Source organism: Delftia sp. ASV31 (assembly GCF_016428765.1).
Classification (GTDB): Bacteria; Pseudomonadota; Gammaproteobacteria; order Burkholderiales; family Burkholderiaceae_C; genus Comamonas; species Comamonas acidovorans.
In genome coordinates this window covers 1-16,307 of sequence record NZ_JAELTK010000109.1, presented here as the reverse complement: position 1 = coordinate 16,307, position 16,307 = coordinate 1, and the positions used below count along the sequence as shown (strand labels likewise).

The 16,307-nt window shown below is 67.6% G+C and carries 13 protein-coding genes; 2 read left to right on the top strand and 11 right to left on the bottom strand.

The window, feature by feature from the left end; genetic code table 11:
• Positions 1–315: Lrp/AsnC family transcriptional regulator (locus JHD82_RS26010; RefSeq protein WP_199139585.1), on the bottom strand; the 315-nt coding region annotated here is incomplete at its 3' end.
• Between the two features lie 137 nt (positions 316–452).
• Here JHD82_RS26010 and glmS point away from each other — a divergent pair.
• Positions 453–2,372, top strand: a complete 1,920-nt coding sequence (glmS, locus tag JHD82_RS26005) for a glutamine--fructose-6-phosphate transaminase (isomerizing) (protein ID WP_199139583.1) — start codon at positions 453–455, stop codon at positions 2,370–2,372.
• 94 nt (positions 2,373–2,466) lie between these two features.
• On the opposite strand, the gene JHD82_RS26000 is transcribed toward glmS, so the two are convergent.
• From JHD82_RS26000 to JHD82_RS25955, 10 genes are all read right to left on the bottom strand, one after another.
• Positions 2,467–2,871 (bottom strand): hypothetical protein, encoded by a 405-nt coding sequence (locus JHD82_RS26000; protein WP_199139580.1) that lies wholly within the window; start codon positions 2,869–2,871, stop codon positions 2,467–2,469.
• 388 nt (positions 2,872–3,259) lie between these two features.
• Complete coding sequence (locus JHD82_RS25995) at positions 3,260–5,377, bottom strand: TonB-dependent siderophore receptor (RefSeq protein WP_199139578.1); 2,118 nt, start codon at positions 5,375–5,377, stop codon at positions 3,260–3,262.
• Positions 5,378–5,447: 70 nt separating this feature from the next.
• Positions 5,448–6,206 (bottom strand): hypothetical protein, encoded by a 759-nt coding sequence (locus tag JHD82_RS25990; protein ID WP_233174893.1) that lies wholly within the window; start codon positions 6,204–6,206, stop codon positions 5,448–5,450.
• Between the two features lie 115 nt (positions 6,207–6,321).
• Positions 6,322–8,805, bottom strand: coding sequence for a TonB-dependent receptor (locus JHD82_RS25985; protein WP_199139574.1), 2,484 nt, complete (start codon positions 8,803–8,805; stop codon positions 6,322–6,324).
• A 142-nt stretch (positions 8,806–8,947) separates the two neighbouring features.
• The gene (locus JHD82_RS25980) at positions 8,948–10,009 is read right to left on the bottom strand and encodes a FecR domain-containing protein (protein ID WP_012207691.1); all 1,062 of its coding nucleotides are present in this window, start codon (positions 10,007–10,009) and stop codon (positions 8,948–8,950) included.
• Positions 10,006–10,521: a sigma-70 family RNA polymerase sigma factor gene (locus JHD82_RS25975; protein ID WP_063328504.1), complete on the bottom strand. Its 516-nt coding sequence runs from the start codon at positions 10,519–10,521 to the stop codon at positions 10,006–10,008. Before JHD82_RS25975 ends, JHD82_RS25980 begins: the two co-directional genes overlap by 4 nt.
• A 137-nt stretch (positions 10,522–10,658) precedes the next feature.
• Positions 10,659–13,202 (bottom strand): TonB-dependent receptor, encoded by a 2,544-nt coding sequence (locus tag JHD82_RS25970; protein ID WP_199139572.1) that lies wholly within the window; start codon positions 13,200–13,202, stop codon positions 10,659–10,661.
• A 97-nt stretch (positions 13,203–13,299) separates the two neighbouring features.
• A complete protein-coding gene (locus JHD82_RS25965; protein ID WP_199139570.1) occupies positions 13,300–14,253 on the bottom strand; it encodes a FecR domain-containing protein in 954 nt (317 codons plus the stop codon).
• 2 nt (positions 14,254–14,255) lie between these two features.
• Entirely contained in the window at positions 14,256–14,735 is a 480-nt protein-coding gene (locus tag JHD82_RS25960) for a sigma-70 family RNA polymerase sigma factor (RefSeq protein ID WP_199139587.1), read from the bottom strand.
• A 147-nt stretch (positions 14,736–14,882) separates the two neighbouring features.
• Positions 14,883–15,521, bottom strand: coding sequence for a TetR/AcrR family transcriptional regulator (locus JHD82_RS25955; protein ID WP_199139568.1), 639 nt, complete (start codon positions 15,519–15,521; stop codon positions 14,883–14,885).
• 140 nt (positions 15,522–15,661) lie between these two features.
• On the opposite strand from JHD82_RS25955, the gene JHD82_RS25950 reads away from it, so the two are divergent.
• The coding region (locus JHD82_RS25950; RefSeq protein ID WP_199139566.1) for an FAD-dependent oxidoreductase at positions 15,662–16,307 on the top strand (646 nt) is incomplete at its 3' end.

Below are 16,307 nucleotides of genomic sequence, written 5' to 3'. Positions count from 1 at the left end.
CTGCTGCACGGCGTCCAGCGCCACGGCGCGGCGCTCGAAGCTGTCCAGCGAATCACTGTCCTGGCGGTCCAGCGAGACTTCCACGATGGCCTGCAGCCCGTGGCCCAGGGCGGCGGCCAGGCGTTGCGGCTGGAGGATGGCCACCTGCCGCTCGATCAGCCCGGTCTCCTGCAACCGCCGCACGCGGCGCAGGCAGGTGGGCGGCGACAGCTGCAGCAGCGCGGCCAGGGCCTGGTTGCTGCGGCTGGCATCGACCTGCAGCAATTGCAGCAACCGCAGATCGGTGGCGTCCAGTTCTATGGAATTTTGTGTCATTGAATTCTATGAATTGAAATAATATTTCTTGTGTTGGTTTTGATGAAATATTAGTTCAATGGACAAAGAAATTTGACGAGAAATTTCTTTTCAACCTGCGTAGCATCCGTCGTCATCTCGAAACAAGGAGCTTGTCCATGTGTGGCATCGTCGCAGCGGTTTCCTTCCGCGATATCGTCCCCGTTCTCGTCCAGGGCCTGCAGCGCCTGGAATATCGCGGCTATGACTCCTGCGGCGTGGCCGTGCAGGCGCTGGACGCCCAGGGCGTGCACAGCCAGGGCCTGCAGCGCGCCCGTTCCACGGCGCGCGTGGCCGAACTCATGGCCCAGGTGCAGCAGGACAAGGTCATCGGCCACACCGGCATTGCCCATACCCGCTGGGCCACGCATGGCGAGCCGGCCGTGCGCAACGCCCATCCGCATTTCAGCCACGGCCCCGGCGTCTCGCCCGTGGCCGATGCCGACCAGCCGGCCCGCGTGGCCCTGGTGCACAACGGCATCATCGAAAACTACGAAGCCCTGCGCGCCGAGCTGCAGTCCAAGGGCTATGTCTTCGCCAGCCAGACCGATACCGAGGTCATCGCCCACCTGGTGGACAGCCTCTACGGCGGCGACCTGTTCGAGGCCGTGCAGGCCGCCACGCAGCGGCTGCATGGTGCCTTCGCCATCGCCGTCATGCACAAGGACGAGCCGCAGCGCGTGGTCGGCTCGCGCGCCGGCTCACCGCTGATCCTCGGCGTGGGCCAGGAGGGCACCGAGCATTTCCTGGCCAGCGACGCCATGGCCCTGGCCGGCGTGACCGACCAGATCGTCTACCTGGAAGAGGGCGACATCGTGGACCTGCAGCCCGGCCGCTACTGGCTGGTGGGCAAGGGCGGCGAGCGCCTGGCGCCCGAGCAGCGCCCCGTGCGCACCGTGCACGCCCACAGCGGCGCGGCCGAGCTGGGCCCCTACCGCCACTACATGCAAAAGGAAATCTTCGAGCAGCCGCGCGCCATTGCCGACACGCTGGAAGGCGTGCAGGCCATCGTGCCCGAGCTGTTCGACGGCGCGGGCTCGGACGGCAAGGCCGGCACCTCGGCCTGGCGCGTGTTCAAGGAAATCGACCGCGTGCTCATCCTGGCCTGCGGCACCAGCTACTACAGCGGCTGCACGGCCAAGTACTGGATCGAAGCGCTGGCCGGCCTGCCCTGCAGCGTGGAAGTGGCCAGCGAGTACCGCTACCGCACCAGCGTTCCCCATCCCAAGACCCTGGTCGTCACCATCAGCCAGTCGGGCGAGACCGCCGACACCCTGGCCGCGCTGCGCCACGCGCAGAGCCTGGGCATGAAGCACACGCTGACCGTCTGCAACGTGGCCACCAGCGCCATGGTGCGCGAATGCGAGCTGGCCTACATCACGCGCGCCGGCGTGGAGATCGGCGTGGCCTCCACCAAGGCCTTCACCACCCAGCTGGCGGGCCTGTTCCTGCTGACCCTGGCCCTGGCCCAGTCGCAAGGGCGGCTTAGCGAGGAAAAGGAGCAGCAGTACCTTGCCGCCATGCGCCACCTGCCCGTGGCCCTGCAATCGGTGCTGGCGCTGGAGCCCCAGGTCATCAGCTGGTCCGAGGACTTCGCCAAGCGCGAGAACGCGCTCTTCCTGGGCCGTGGCATCCACTACCCGATTGCGCTGGAAGGCGCGCTCAAGCTCAAGGAAATCAGCTACATCCACGCCGAGGCCTATCCGGCGGGCGAGCTCAAGCACGGCCCGCTGGCCCTGGTGGACAGCGCCATGCCCGTGGTCACGGTCGCGCCCAACGACGAGTTGCTGGAAAAGCTCAAGAGCAACATGCAGGAAGTGCGCGCGCGCGGCGGCGTGCTCTATGTGCTGGCCGATGCCAAGACCAACATCGAGAGCAGCGAAGGCATGCACGTCATCCGCATGCCCGAGAACTACGGCGCCCTGAGCCCCATCCTGCACGTGGTCCCGCTGCAGCTGCTGGCCTACCACACGGCCTGCGCACGCGGCACCGACGTGGACAAGCCGCGCAATCTGGCCAAGAGCGTGACGGTGGAGTGAGGCAGGGAGCCGGGGGCCGCAGTGCGCAGGTCGTGACCTGCCCTGGCCCTTCGTTGCCCTGTGCGAAATGTCCGTCGGACACCCGGCGGCTGGCCTACCTGCGGTGTCGCAACATGGGGCTGCGCACGCTCTGGCCGGTCCTACGGCTGAGCCGCATGCCTGGTCCCACACTGGTTACCAGCGCAGTGCATATCTGCGCTGCAGTCGGGCGCTTCGTTTGACGCGCCTCTTTGACCACCATGTGAAGGAGATACCCATGGCTCAGCAAAACGACCAGCAACAGCAGCAGCAAAACAACCCGCAGCAGCAGAACCCGAACCAGCAAAAACCGGGACAGCAGCAGCAGGACAACCCCCAGCACAAGCAACCTGGCCAGAACCAGCCAGGCCAGCAGCAGCCCAATCAGCCCCGCTGACGGGCTGGGCGGCGTTCCGTTTGACGTGAGGATGGAACCATGAAACAGCTTCTTCCCACGAGAGGCCCGCAGCATCCGGTCCATGTTCCCCTGCAGATGGGGCAACCCATCACGGACAGGAACTACAGCCAGATGCAGTGCAAGGCGAACGTCCGCCAACAAGGGCAGCCTTTGCGCCAGCCACAGCAACGCTGATTGATCGCAGCCAGCGCTGGTGCAGCGCTCCCTGGAACCGGCCGCCTTCGGGCGGCTTTTCCGTGTCGAGGGCCTGCCCCTGGCCGGGGTCGCCGCAGGGCCACCGGCTCAGGCCGTGGCACTCTTGGAACGGCCACGTTGTCGTCGGAAACTCACGCTGGAGGGCGGCCAACTGGTGCTGAGCCAGCGTTCGCACCTGAGGACGCCCAGCTACCAGTTCCGCCAGGCCGGGTTGCGCACCTTTGCTGAAAGGCTCGCATGCTTGAAGGAGCCAGCCTCAGTACTTGAACCTGGCACTCACCATCAGCGTGCGCGGGCTGCCGAAGCTCAGCAGTTGCGCGTTCGGCGTGGTGCCCTGGACGTAGTCCTTGTCCAGCAGGTTCTTGATGGCCAGGCTCAGGCCCCATGACTTCGCTTCATAGCCCAGGTTCAGGTCGAGCAGGGTGTACCTGGCCAGGTTGACGAAGGCCGTGCCGCGCTGCGCCGTGCGGGCACCCTGCATGCGCAGGCCTGCGCCCATGTTCCAGCCCAGGCGGTCGGGGTTGAAGTAGTACTGCGTGAAGACGGAGCCCGCGTTCTTGGGCACATGGTTGATGCGCTTGCCGATTTCGCTGGCCGTCAGGCTTTGGGAGGTCCGGGCCGAGGGGATGTAGCTGTAGGCGGCCGAGACATTCCATTGCCGCGTCAGCGAGGCGACGACTTCCGCTTCGAAGCCCTTGGTGGTCTGCTCCCCGGTCTGGACGGCGTAGCCCAGCGTGGCGTCGTTCTCGGTGACGTTCTTGCGCCGCAGGTCATACACCGCCAGATAGCCTTGCACGCGCCGGTCCAGGGCCTGGAATTTCACGCCCAGTTCGGTCTGCTTGCCTTCCTCGGGATTGAGCAGCGTGCCGTTGATGCCGGCATCCGTCACGGGCATGAAGGAGGTGGAGTAGCTGACGTAGGGTGCCAGGAACTCGCTGGCCTGGTACATCAGCGAGGCGCTGCCCGTGAAGGCGGTGTTGCTGTTGCTGACGGAGCCGCCGGCCAGCCTGTCCTGGATTTCCACGCGCGTCCAGTCATGGCGGCCGTTCAGGCCGACGATCCATTTCTCGTCGATCTTGATGGTGTTGCGCAGGTACAGGCCCACGTACTGGCTGTAGGTCAGGTTGTGCGAGGGCTTGCCCGGCCGGATGGAGGTCACGCCATAGACCGGGTTGTCGGCGTTGAAGGGGTTGATGTTGTCCACGCGCTGGTAGTAGTCGCTGCGCTCTCGCATCATGTCGATGCCGGCGGTCAGCTCGTAGTTCACGCGGTCGAATCGGAAGTTGCGCTGCAGGTAGTTGTCCAGGGCGATGTTGACGTCCTGCTTGTCCTGGTAGTTGATCTGGCGCGCCACCAGGGGGAACCTGGCATTGGCCGCCGCAAAGACCGAGTTGCTCAGGCTGCTGCCCTTGGTGAGCGCGAAGTTCTGGCGGAACACCCATTCGTTGTCGAAGTAGTGCGCGTAGTTGGCGCCCAGGCGGTAGGAGTCCACCTCGTAGCTGCGGTCGGGTTCGCCGATGAAGACATTGCGACCGTATTTTTCGTAGTTCTGCGGAATGCCCTGGTTGCGGATGTAGTTGCGGTGCTGGTAGCTGGCGATGACGGACAGCTCGTTGCTGCCATCCAGGTCGAAGTTGTACGAGCCCGCCAGGTACTGGTTCTTGAAGTAGACGTAGTCCGTGGGATCGTTCTGGTCGGATGCGCGGCCCAAGATGCGGAAGGCGCCCTTGCGGCTTCCGTTGGGCGAGTAGTTCAGGTCGAAATTGGCCTCCTTCAATCCATAGCTGCCCACGCTGATACCGGCGCGCGAGAACGACTCGGCCTGCGGGCGCTTGGTGGTCAGGTTGACCAGGCCTCCCGGCAGGGCCAGGCCGAAGCCCACCGAGGTGGGGCCCTTGACCACTTCGATGGAGCCGATGCCGAAGATGTCCTCGGAGCGCAGCACATTGGTGGAGGTCTGCGCCCGCAGGCCGTCCACATAGGTTTGCGCGCTGGAGATCTGGCCGCGGATGATGAAGTCATCCCAGCCGCGCCGGCCGTACGAGCCGGACGCAACACCGGCCACGCTCTCCAGCGCCTCGGCCACGGACCTGACCTGTTTTTCCTCGATCTGGCGCTGGGTCACCACGCTGATGGACTGCGCGGTCTCGAACAGCGGCGCATCGGAGCGCAGCACGCCCGTGGTTTTGCGGGCGACGAAGTTGTCTTCGTTGTTCTGCTGCTTCTCGGCCTGGATCTGCACGGTTTCCAGTTGCGTGGACGGTGCGTCGGCAGCCTGGGAGAAGGCCATCACGGGGATGGCAGCCAGGGCAAGGCACAGGCAGGATCGGGGCATGCCGGCAATGGGGGGGAGGGTGTGGAAGGAGGAAGGCATGCGCAATGGCCAGTCAATAGAGGAAAAAAGCGTTCGGCGAGGCGATAAGCGGCGGAGATAAGCGGGGAGATCAGCGCACTTGCAGTGCCCAGTCCACGGCGGCATCGAACAGCTTCAGGCCGGCCGGGGAGAGATTGGGGAAGGTTTCGTTGTCCAGGAAGAACATCACGCGGCGCGCGGGGGCCAGCGATTCGTAGTCCATGGTGGCGCCCTTCTCGTAGCCGAAGATGGCGGCCTTGTCGGGGTGGCCGTGCACGGTGGCGATGGTGGTGGCGCCCAGGCCGGGCTTGCCCCAGCTCATGGTGGCCTGCTTTTCATAGACATCGACCACGCCGGCCGGCAGCCCGGCCGCCATGGGGTGGGGCGCGTTGACCAGCCAGACGTAGCGGTCCTTTTCCACGCTGCCGAAATCGGTGCCCGCGCGCTTGCCGGTCATGGCCAGATCGTCGAGCAGGTCGTTCTCCCAGGTCAGCAGGGGCACGGGCACGTTGCGGTAGGCGCCCAGCAGGTCATGCGAGCGGATGGTGGACGAGAGGATGACCAGGTCCGCGTCCAGCGCGGCCTCCACGGGCGCGTACTGGCTGTGCAGGGTGACGGCGTAGCCGCGCGCGGCCAGGTGCTGCTGGATCTTCTGGTCCACGGGCAGGCTCTTGCCTTCCACGCGCACCACCAGCAGCACTTTCTTGGGGGGATTGGGCGTGGCAGGCGAGTTGGACGGGGCGGCCAGGGCCGGTGCAAGCAGGTTGCCGGCCAGCAGGCCGGCGGCAGCCAGCAGCAGGGCCGAGCGGCGCGAAAAAGCGGGGGAGGGGGCGGTTGCTTGGCGGTGCATGGAAAAGACTTCCGGGAAGTTCATGGAGGTGATGCGTGATGCGCGGCATCGCATGCGGCTGCGGGCCGGGACAGACACGGAAAAAGGAAAGGCCAGGGGCGGGGCTGGCGTGCGCTCAGAACTCGACCGTGGCGCGCAGCAGCACCTGGCGCGCGTCGCCCATCGAGATGAAGTAGGTGTTGGCGCTCGACGGGTAGTAGGTGCGGTCGAACAGGTTCTTCACGTTGAGCTGAAAGCGCGTCCTGTAGCCGTTGATCCGCGTGTCATACGTGGCAAAGGCATGGGCCACGGTGTAGCCCGGCAGCCAGAAGGAGTTGGCAGAGTCGCCGGGCCGCCTGCCCACGTACTGCAGACCGCCGCCCACGCGCAGCCGGCCCTCGCCCAGCACACCGCCCAGCACATCGCCCAGGACCTGGCCGAAGTCGTACACGGCCGACAGCGAGGCCGTCTGCCGCGCCACGTTCCACAGCTGGTTGCCCTGGTAGAGCGGGTCCTGCGTGGTCTTGGCATCCACATAGGCGAAGGCCGCGATGGCGCTCCAGTGGCGGCCCAGCTCGCCGGCCACATCCACCTCCAGCCCGCGCGATCGCGCCGCGCCCGAGGTGCGCCAGTCGGTCAGCTTGGTGGCGTCGTTGAACTGGGACACCAGCACGTTCTTCTTGCGGATGTCGAACAGCGCCAGCGTGCCGGTGAGCTGCCCTGGCAGGTCCAGCTTGGCGCCGGCTTCCCAGGACCGGGCCTCCTCGGGCGCCACGCCCGAGTCGATCACGGCGCCGCTGGCCAGCGGCGCGATGGTGGAGGTGGGCCTGAGCGACTGCGAGTAGTTGCCGTAGAGCGACAGGCCGCCGGCCAGTTGGTAGACCAGGCCGGCGCGCGGCAGCCAGGCCGTGCCATCGGCCTGGGTGTTGGCCTTGAACGGGCGGCCCCGGCCGGCGGTCTGGCGCCAGGTCTGGTAGCGCAGGCCGGTCGTCAGCACCCAGCGGTCGCCCAGGTGGATGGCGTCCTGCAGGAACAGCGACTGGTTGTGCAGCTGGTCCCTCTGATCGCTGTCGCTGGCCGAGACGGTGGCCGAGGGCTGCTCCAGCCCGTAGACGGGATTGGTGTAGCTGAAGGTGGAGGTGACGGCCTGGCGCAGCAGGTCGGAGCGGTAGATCAGCCGGTACTCGGCATCGGCGCCGAACTGCAGGTCATGGCGCAGGCCGGCCAGCTGCACGCTGCCGTCCACATAGGCCGAGCCATAGCTGTCGGTGCTGAGTGCGCCGTGCGTGGCGTCGTTGCTGCGCTGCAGGGTGCCGCGCGCGGTGTTCACGCCGTTCACGCGCAGCTGGTTGGCGTCGTAGATCTCGCGGTTGTAGCTCAGGTTCAGGTGGGCGGCCCAGCCGCTGCCCAGGCGGTGGTCCACGGAGAGCTGGGCCAGGTGGGTCTCGCCCGTCATCTGGTTGAAGGGCTCGTCCAGCCGGCGCGTGGCCGGAAGGTCCAGCGGGCGCCGGGTGACCGGGTCCAGCGCCGTGCCGCGATCGAAGGGCGTCAGGTACTTGCGGTACTCGTACCAGAGCACGGCCTGGGTGTCGTCGCCATACCAGGCCAGCGACGGCGCCACCAGCGTCTCGCGGTGCTGGCCGAAGTTGCGCCAGTAGTCCTCGTCCACATGGTCGACGACCAGGCGGTAGGCCAGACCGTTCTCACCGATGGGGCCGGTGGTGTCCAGCGTGGCACCCGTGCCGTTGCGCCCGCCCGCGTAGCCCGAGCCCTGCAGCGACAGCGCCGTGCGCTGGCGCAGCTGCGGCTTCTTGCTGACCACGTTGATCACGCCGCCCGGGTCCATGAGGCCGTACAGCAGCGAGGACGGGCCCTTGATCACTTCCACGCTCTCGGCGGCGGCGTTCATGCCGCGCCCCTGTACCAGGGGCATGCCGTTGTGCATGACGGAGCCGTCGCGGTTGGTGCCGAAGCCGCGCTTCATGATGGTGTCCTGCGTGCTGGCCAGGGTGTTGCCCTGGGTGACGCCGCTGACATTGGCCAGCGCCTCGTCCAGGTTGCGCGGGCGCTGGTCGCGGATCACCTGGGCCGGCACCACGTTGACCACCTGCGGGATCTCCAGCACGGGCGCCGTGGTGCGCAGGCTGGAGGCATCGGGCGTGGGCTGGTAGCGCTCGTCGGCATCGACCGGGGCAGGGGCCGCCCGGGCCACGACGCGCACGGCGGGCAGCTCGGTGGCGTCGGCCGCTGCAGCGCCGGCCGTTGCGGGCATGGCCGCCTTGCGCACGATGAATTCACCCGCGCCGCCTTCCACCGCCTCCAGCCCGGAGCCCGCCAGGATGGCCGCAAAGCCCGCGCCCACGGTATAGCTGCCGCGCAGGCCACCCGACTGCCGCTGGCGCGTGCTGGCCGGGTCATAGGACAGGGCCACGCCTGCGGCCGCCGCAAACTGGCCCAGCACCGAGGCCAGCGGGCCGGCCCCGATCTCATAGGCCCTGGCGGCCTGGCGGGTCTGCGCCAGGGGCTCGGCCGCATGGCCGGGGGCCGCCCATGCCACCGCCGCAGCCAGCAGGCAGGTCAGCGCCGCGCGGGCGGGTGTCGGTGTGAAGGGCGTTTGCATTCGGGTTTCCTGGCCATGAACAGCGGTGAGACAAGGGCTTTCATGAAGGGAGCCGAACGAGATCGCAAAAGATGAAAATGGGCCGCGAAGTTTTTTGTGCGGCATGGGGAACTGGCTGACCCTGGCTCGCCCTGGGCTGGCCCTAGACGGGCACCAGGGTCAGCCAGTAGCGCGACAGGCCGGCCGCGCGCACCGGGAAGGCGCGCGTGATGACAGCCAGCGCCTTGTCCGTGTCGGCCAGGGGAAACACGCCGGACACGCGCAGGCCGGCCACGGCCGGGTCGCAGGCCAGGCGGCCGGGCCGGTAGCGTGCGAGTTCGCGCACCACGTCGTCCAGCCGCCAGCCGTCCACGATGAGGCTGCCGCCCACCCAGCTGACCTGGGCCGGGTCGGCGGCCTGGGCGGGCAGCATGCCGTTGCGGCTGAAGTTGGCCTGCTGGCCGGCCTGCAGCCGCAGGCTGCGGCTGGGGTCCTGCAGGGGCTGGATTTCCACGGCGTCCTGCAGCACGCTCACCACGGTGTCACCGCCCGCGCCCCCCTGGCTGCGCACGGTGAAGCGCGTGCCCAGCGCCAGGATGCGGCCCTGCGGCGTGTGCACCATGAACGGGCGGCCATCCTTGGCGCCCGCGCCGGGCCCGGAAAGGGAATGGGCGGTCTGCACCAGGATCTCGCCCTCGCGCAGCACCAGCAGCCGGCGCACGGGGTCCATGGACACATCCACCGAGGTCCGCGTGTTCAGCGTCAGCTCGGACCCGTCGGCCAGCGTGACGGTGCGGCGCTCGCCCGTGCCGGTGCGGTAGTCGGCCAGCCAGGAGCGCACGCCGCCCTGCCCGCCGGCCAGCTGCCATGACAGGCCCGCCACGGCCCCGCTGCCCACCAGTGCGCCGATGCCGCGCAGCACCCGGCGGCGGCTGCGCCGGCTGGCCTGCAGCGTGGAGGCGGCCAGGTGGCCCGGCACGCGCTGCAGCATGGACTGCAGGGCGTCGAAATGCCGCCATGCGCGCTGGTGCTCGGGGTGGGCCTCATGCCAGCGCTGCCAGGCGGCACGGTCGGCGTCGGTGGCATCGCCGGAGCACAGGCGCGCGTACCAGGCAATCGCTTCCTGGCGGATGCGGGCCTGTGCCTGGGCTGGGGTGGTGGTGTGGGTGGGCGAATGTGCAGCCGCGTCCAGGGCGCTGTCGCTGTTCGAGGGCAAGGCCGTCATGCGCCGTCTGCCACGATGAGGTAGCAGTGCTCCAGCGCCTTGAGCATGTAGTTGTTGACGGTGCGCACGGTCACCTGCAGCCGGGCGGCGATCTGCGCATAGGTCAGGCCTTCGAGCTGCGAGAGGATGAAGGCCTGGCGCACGGCGGGCTTCATGCCGTCGAGCATGGCGTCGATGGCCACCAGGGCCTCCAGCACGATGGCGCGTGCCTCGGGCGAGGGCGCCTGCGGCTCGGGCAGGGCGGCCAGCGATTCCAGATAGGCCCGCTCCAGCGCCCGGCGCCGGTGAAAGTCCACCACCAGGCCGTGGGCGATGGTGGTCAGGTAGGCGCGGGGGTCCACCGGGTCCGCCCGCTCCTTGCGGCCGAGCAGGCGCACGAAGGTGTCGTGGGCCAGGTCGGCGGCATGGTGGGAACAGCCCAGTTTTCCGCGCAGCCAATCGCGCAGCCATCGGTGATGGTCACGATAGAGCGACTGGACCTCGTTGTGCAGCGCGAATTCGCCGGATGACATGCTGACCCCCACAACCGCAAAGATGAATCCCCTGATATCAATGACTTAATGCGATTGGTTCTCATTTTAACCAGGGGGTCGTCCGGGCTGCACGGGTGGGTATTGGCAGGCCCCGGCGATCGGTGCCTGCCCGCAGGTCACCAGGTGTGCGCGTAGCTGATCTTCAGCACCGTGCCGGCCGCTGGCAGGCGGCTGGTGTTGTTGTTGCTGCGCAGCAGCTGGCTGTAGAGCGGGAAGTACTGGCGGTTGAACAGGTTTTCCACGCCCAGGGACACGCGGTTCTTGGGGTCGATCTTCCACTGGCTGATCAGGTCCACCGTGGTGTAGCCCCGCGTGTCATAGCGGCCAAAGCCGGTCTTGCCGTCCAGGCGGTAGTCCTTGGCGGCATACGAGGTTGCCTGCAGGCGGTGGCTCCAGCGGGCATCGGGCCGGTACTCCACATAGGCCGTCAGCTTGAGCGGCGGGATGCGAAAGCCCGTCATGTCCTGGTAGCCGCTGGCGGCCTGGGGCAGCTCGCGGCCCTTCATCCAGGTGAAGCTGCCGCCCGCGCTCCAGTGGTCGTCATCGCTGAAGTAGTCCAGGCCGCCTTCGATGCCGTGGATCTTCTCGCGGGTGCGCAGCAGGGACAGGCCGTTGTTGAAGCTTTGCACGGCGCCCAGGTTGGAGCGCGACTGGAAGACGCTGAGATTGGCCATCACGTTGGAGAACTTGCCGCGCCAGCCCATTTCATAGGTGTTGGTCTTGACCGCCTGCAGGTTGGAGTTGCCCAGGTTGAAGGCCGGCGTGGCATTGCGCACCACCACGCCGATGTCCGGCAGCTCGAAGCCCTGGCTGTACGAGGCATAGAACTCCTGGCCCTTCACCGGCGTGAAGACCGTGCCCAGGTTGTAGGTCCAGGCGTTGTACTGGACGGTGCCGCCATTCACGGACTGGGGGTTGGGCACCCGCGATTGCGACAGCGGCGTGAAGTCGTTGAAGCTGGCCTGGGCGCGGTCGTAGCGCAGGCCGCCTTCGACCGACCATTGGTCGCTGAACTGGTGCTGCAGCTGGGCGAAGGCGCCGATGCTGCGCGTGGTGACCGGGGGCATGTAGACCAGGCGGCCGGTCTTGTTGAAGACCAGGCCGCCGCTGGCGTCATAGGCCCGGGGGTCGAAGATGTCGATGGGCATGTCGGTGCGCTCCTGGTGGAAGTCCGCACCCCAGATCAGCAGGCTTTTCTTGCTGGCGCCCAGCGGCGTCTTCAGTGTCAGGCGCCCGCCAAAGACCTCGGAGTTCTGCATGGACTGATCGACATTGGCGCCCCGCACCGGCACGGCGCGTGCGTCGAAGGGCGCAAACCGCGTGAAGAAATCCCGGTAGTAGAGCTGGGCGGCCAGCGTGCTGCCTGCGATGTCCCGGTTCTCGTAGTCCAGGCCCAGCATGGTGTTCTTGATCTGGTTCTGGTCGGCCAGCACCAAGCCCTTGATGGGGCGGGCCGCGGCCGTTCCGGCCGGCAGCCGCGCCACCGACGGGTCGGAGGCGTAGTCCGTGTCCTGGGCCGCGTTGTAGTGGCTGGCGGTCAATTGCAGGCGCTGGTCGGCATCGAGCTTGAAGCCGATCTTGGCCGACGCGTTGTAGATGTTGGAGTCGAACAGGTCGCCCTGGCTGGGCTCGGGCGCAATGCGGTTGCCCTTGGCGTCGAAGGCGCCTCCCATGTGCTTGGCGCCCAGGCTCACCGAGTAGTCGACCACCTCGCCGCCGCCGGACAGGTAGTGCTGCACCTCGCCGCCCAGCCCCGCGCCGCGCAGGCGCGACAGGGGAGCCGAGCCGGTGACGATGGTCTCGGCCCGCGTCTCGCCAGAGGGCCGCTTGGTGCGGATGGAGACAATGCCGCCCGCCGCACCGCTGCCGTAGATGGCGCTGCTGCCGCGCAGCACCTCGATCTGCTCGATGTCGGCCGGGTTGATGTTGGCCAGGTTCCTGGACGAGTCGCGGTTGGTGTTCAGCGGAACGCCGTCCACCAGCACCAGCATGTTGCGGCCCCGCAGCGTCTGGCCGTAGTCGGTGATGGTGTGGCTGGAGTCCGCCATGCCCGGAACCACCTTGCTGAGCATGGTGGCCAGGCTGTCCGAGCCCTGGCGCAGCTGCTCGACCTCCTGGCCTTCCAGAATCGTGACCTGCCGCGAGGGCGCGACCAGGTTGTTCTGCGTGCGCGCGGTCACCGTGATGGCGGCAAGTTCCGTGGCCTGTGCTGCGGCTGGGGCTGCGGCCGGGGCTGAGGGTGAGGGTGAGGGTGAGGGCACGGCCGCTGCAGCGGACGGCGCCTGGCGGGCCGCCGCAGGCAGCTTCTCCAGCGCATAGTTGCCCGCACCCACGCGGCGTGCTGTCCAGCCTGACGTGTTCAGCAGCTGCGCAAAGCCGTCCTCCACGGAGAACGTGCCGGACAGGCCGCGTGTCTCCATGCCGCCGAGCTGCTGCAGGTCCATGCCCAGGTTCACGCCTGCCTGTGCGGCAAAGGCCATCAGCGCCGGGCCCAGCGGTCCCGGCTGGATCTGGTAGCTCCGGGCAGCGGCGCTGGCGGCCGGCTCGGCCGCCTGGACTGGCAGCGCGTGCAGCAGCAGCGAGGTGCTGACGGCCAGGGCCGCCAAGGCGGTGGCGCGCAGGCTGGCGCGTGGTCCGGCGGTGGAAGAAGGGGAGTGCATGGTGTTCTGTCCTCTGGGCGGTCGATGAAAGTGCTTTTCACACCCCTTGACAGGCGAGAGTGAAAAACCGGACAGCCCTGGCAGAAAAAAATCCAAATCAGCGCCGCTCCACCGTCACCCAGTACCGGCTGCGCTCGTGCACGCGCACCGGCAGGGTCTGGGCCAGCAGGGCCAGGATGCGGTCGGTGTCTTGCAGCTGGTACGTGCCGGAGACGCGCAGGTCGGCGACATCGTCGTCGCACCGCACAAGGCCTTCGCGGTAGCGCGACAGCTCGGCCAGGAAGTCCTGCAGCCGCAGGTTCTCGGCATAGAGCACGCCCAGCGTCCAGGCCGAGTCCCCCGCCGCCACCGGGCGGGTGGCGCTGGCGCCATGGCCATCGAAATGCAGTTGCTCGCCCGCATGCACCACCACGGCCGTGGCCGATGCTGCCGGCGTGACGCGCACCGCGCCCTCCAGCACGGCCAGCGCCGTGCCGTGCTCCAGCTTGCGCACGATGAAGCGCGTGCCCAGGGCCTGCATCTGGCCGTCGTCTGTCTGCACCATGAAAGGCTGGGAGGCGTAGGGCGGGGCATGCGCGGTCTCGAACAGGATTTCCCCCGCATGCTGGCGGATGCGCCGCGCCGTGCCATCCATGCGCACGCTGATGGCCGAGGCCGTGTTCAGCTGCACGCGGCTGCCATCGGCCAGCGTGACCGCGCGGCGCTCGCCCTTGGCCGTGCGGTAGTCGGCCGTCCAGTCCTGCCAGGGCAGGTGGCGCCAGGCCAGCCAGCCCAGCGCGGGCGTGGCCAGGGCCAGCACGGCCGAGCGCAGCAGCTGGCGCCTTGCGGCCGATGGCCGGGCGCGGTTGAGCGTGGCCATGCCGATGGCGCCGGGAACGGTGTTGAAGCGGCCCTTGAGCTGCTCGGCGCATTGCCAGATCTGTTCATGCCGGCTGCTCTGGCTGCGCCAGCGTGCCAGCTCGGCCTGCTCGGCCGCGCTGAAGTCCGAGGCGTGCCTGCGGGCCAGCCAGCGGGCAGCCTCGTCCAGGATGCGTGCGTCTGCGGCCTGCATGCTCAGCGCTCCAGCATCACCAGCAGGCATTGCCGAAAGCCCTGGGCCATGTAGCGCGTCACGGTGCGCACGCTCAGTTGCATGTGGGCGGCAATATCCTCGTAGGACAGGCCTTCGAGCTGGGACATGAGAAAGGCCGTGCGCACCTTGGCGGGCAGGGCGTCCAGCAGCGCATCGAGCTCCTGCAGCGTCTCCAGCAGGATGGCCCGCGCCTCCACGGACAGCACGGTGGCCTGGGGCAGAAGGTGCAGGGATGCCAGGTAGGCCTGCTCCAGCGAGCGGCGCTCCAGGTGGTTGACCAGCAGCCGCCGGGCCACCGTCGTCAGGTAGGCGCGGGGCTCCTTAATGTCCTCGATGGCCTGTGTCCTGGCGCTGACCCAGATGCGCGTGAACGTGTCCTGGGCCAGGTCGGCCGCATCGCAGCGGTTGCCCAGCCTGCGCTGCAGCCACGCGACCAGCCAAGGGTTGTGCTGCGCGTACATGCTGCCCAGAGCCTGGCTGGCGCCACTGTCGGTGGATGGATGCACGTGCCGGGCCTTTCCTCTTGTGCGTCAAAGAACTCCCGGTATTTTATCCAGTTGATATGAATTCTCATTTGCATTGAGGCCGCAGCGGCCCGGGCCGGCCCTTCAAACGGCTGCGGCCAGCCCGTCGAACGTGGTGCTCGTGACCCAGTCGATGATCTGCTCGTGCGTGTACTGGCCCGATTCCTTGAGCAGGGCCACCACCGGATCGCAGGCCCGCGCGAACAGCGTGTAGAGCACCAGCTCGGCCGGCAGCGCGGGCTGGAGCTGGCCGCTGGTCTGGGCCTCGGTGATCCAGATGCTCAGGCGGTTGCTCAGTGCGATCAGCCGGTCCATGTAGGCATCGTTGGATTGCAGGGAGGCACTGAGGTTGGAGTTCTGCGCCGGCAGGGAGGGCATTTCGCCTTCCAGCTGGGTCTGCATGGCCCAGCATGTCACGGCCTTGAGCTGGTCCAGCGGGCGCACCGGCGTGCCGGCCTCGGCGGCCTGGGCCGCCGTGTCGCGCAGGCCGTCCACAAAGGCCAGGGCGCGGTCCAGCACGCCCACCATGGCGGCGCCCGCCAGTTCTTCCTTGGAAGTGAACAGCTTGTACAGGCTGGCCTTGGCCATGCCGGCCTCGGCCGCGACCTCGTCCACCGTCATGGCGTCGTAGCCCTTGGTGGCCAGCAGCCGGTTGACGGCCGCCACGATGGCCTGCTCGCGCACGCGCTGTATCTGTTCTTTGATGGAGGAGCGGCTAGTCATAGCGATATTTTAGACCTCGCAGGTCATATCTGATACCAAATAGTGCAAAGCGGGTATGTTTGGTTTATAGTTTGAACTCATCAGTTCACGATTTGGTCTTTGTGGTCTAGTCGGGCTGTTCAACCAAGAAAGGCGCCTCCATGCATCGCATTGCTGTCATCGGTTCGGGGATTGCGGGGCTGGCCGCAGCGAGCCGCCTGGCCGCGGCGCCGGGCGGGCCTGCCGTGACCTTGCTGGAGGCGGGCGGCCATTTCGGGGGACACGCCAACACGGTGGACCTGACGCTGGGCGGCGTGAGCCAGGGCGTGGACACCGGCTTTCTGGTTTTCAACCACCGCACTTATCCGCTGCTGACACGTTTGTTCGAGCAGCTGCAGGTGCCCACGGCTGCCGCCGAGATGTCGTTTTCCGTGCAGGTGCCTGAGGCCGATGGCCGCGCGGGCCTGGAATGGAGCGGCAGTTCGCTGGGCGGCGTGTTCGCGCAGCGGGGCAATCTGCTGCGCCCGCGCTTTCTGAAGATGCTGGCCGAGATCCTGCGCTTCAACCGCCTGGCCACGCGCATCGCCCAGGAAGGCGATGAAGTGCGGCTGCGCAGCGCCATCGGCGATTTTCTGGACGACCACGGCTTTGGCGCCGCCTTCCGTCAGGACTACCTGCTGCCCATGATGGGCTGCATCTGGTCCTGCCCCACCGACCAGATGCTGCGCTTTCCCGTGGCCACGCTGATCCGCTTTTGCCACAACCATGGACTGATCCAGGTCACGGACCGGCCGCAGTGGCACACGG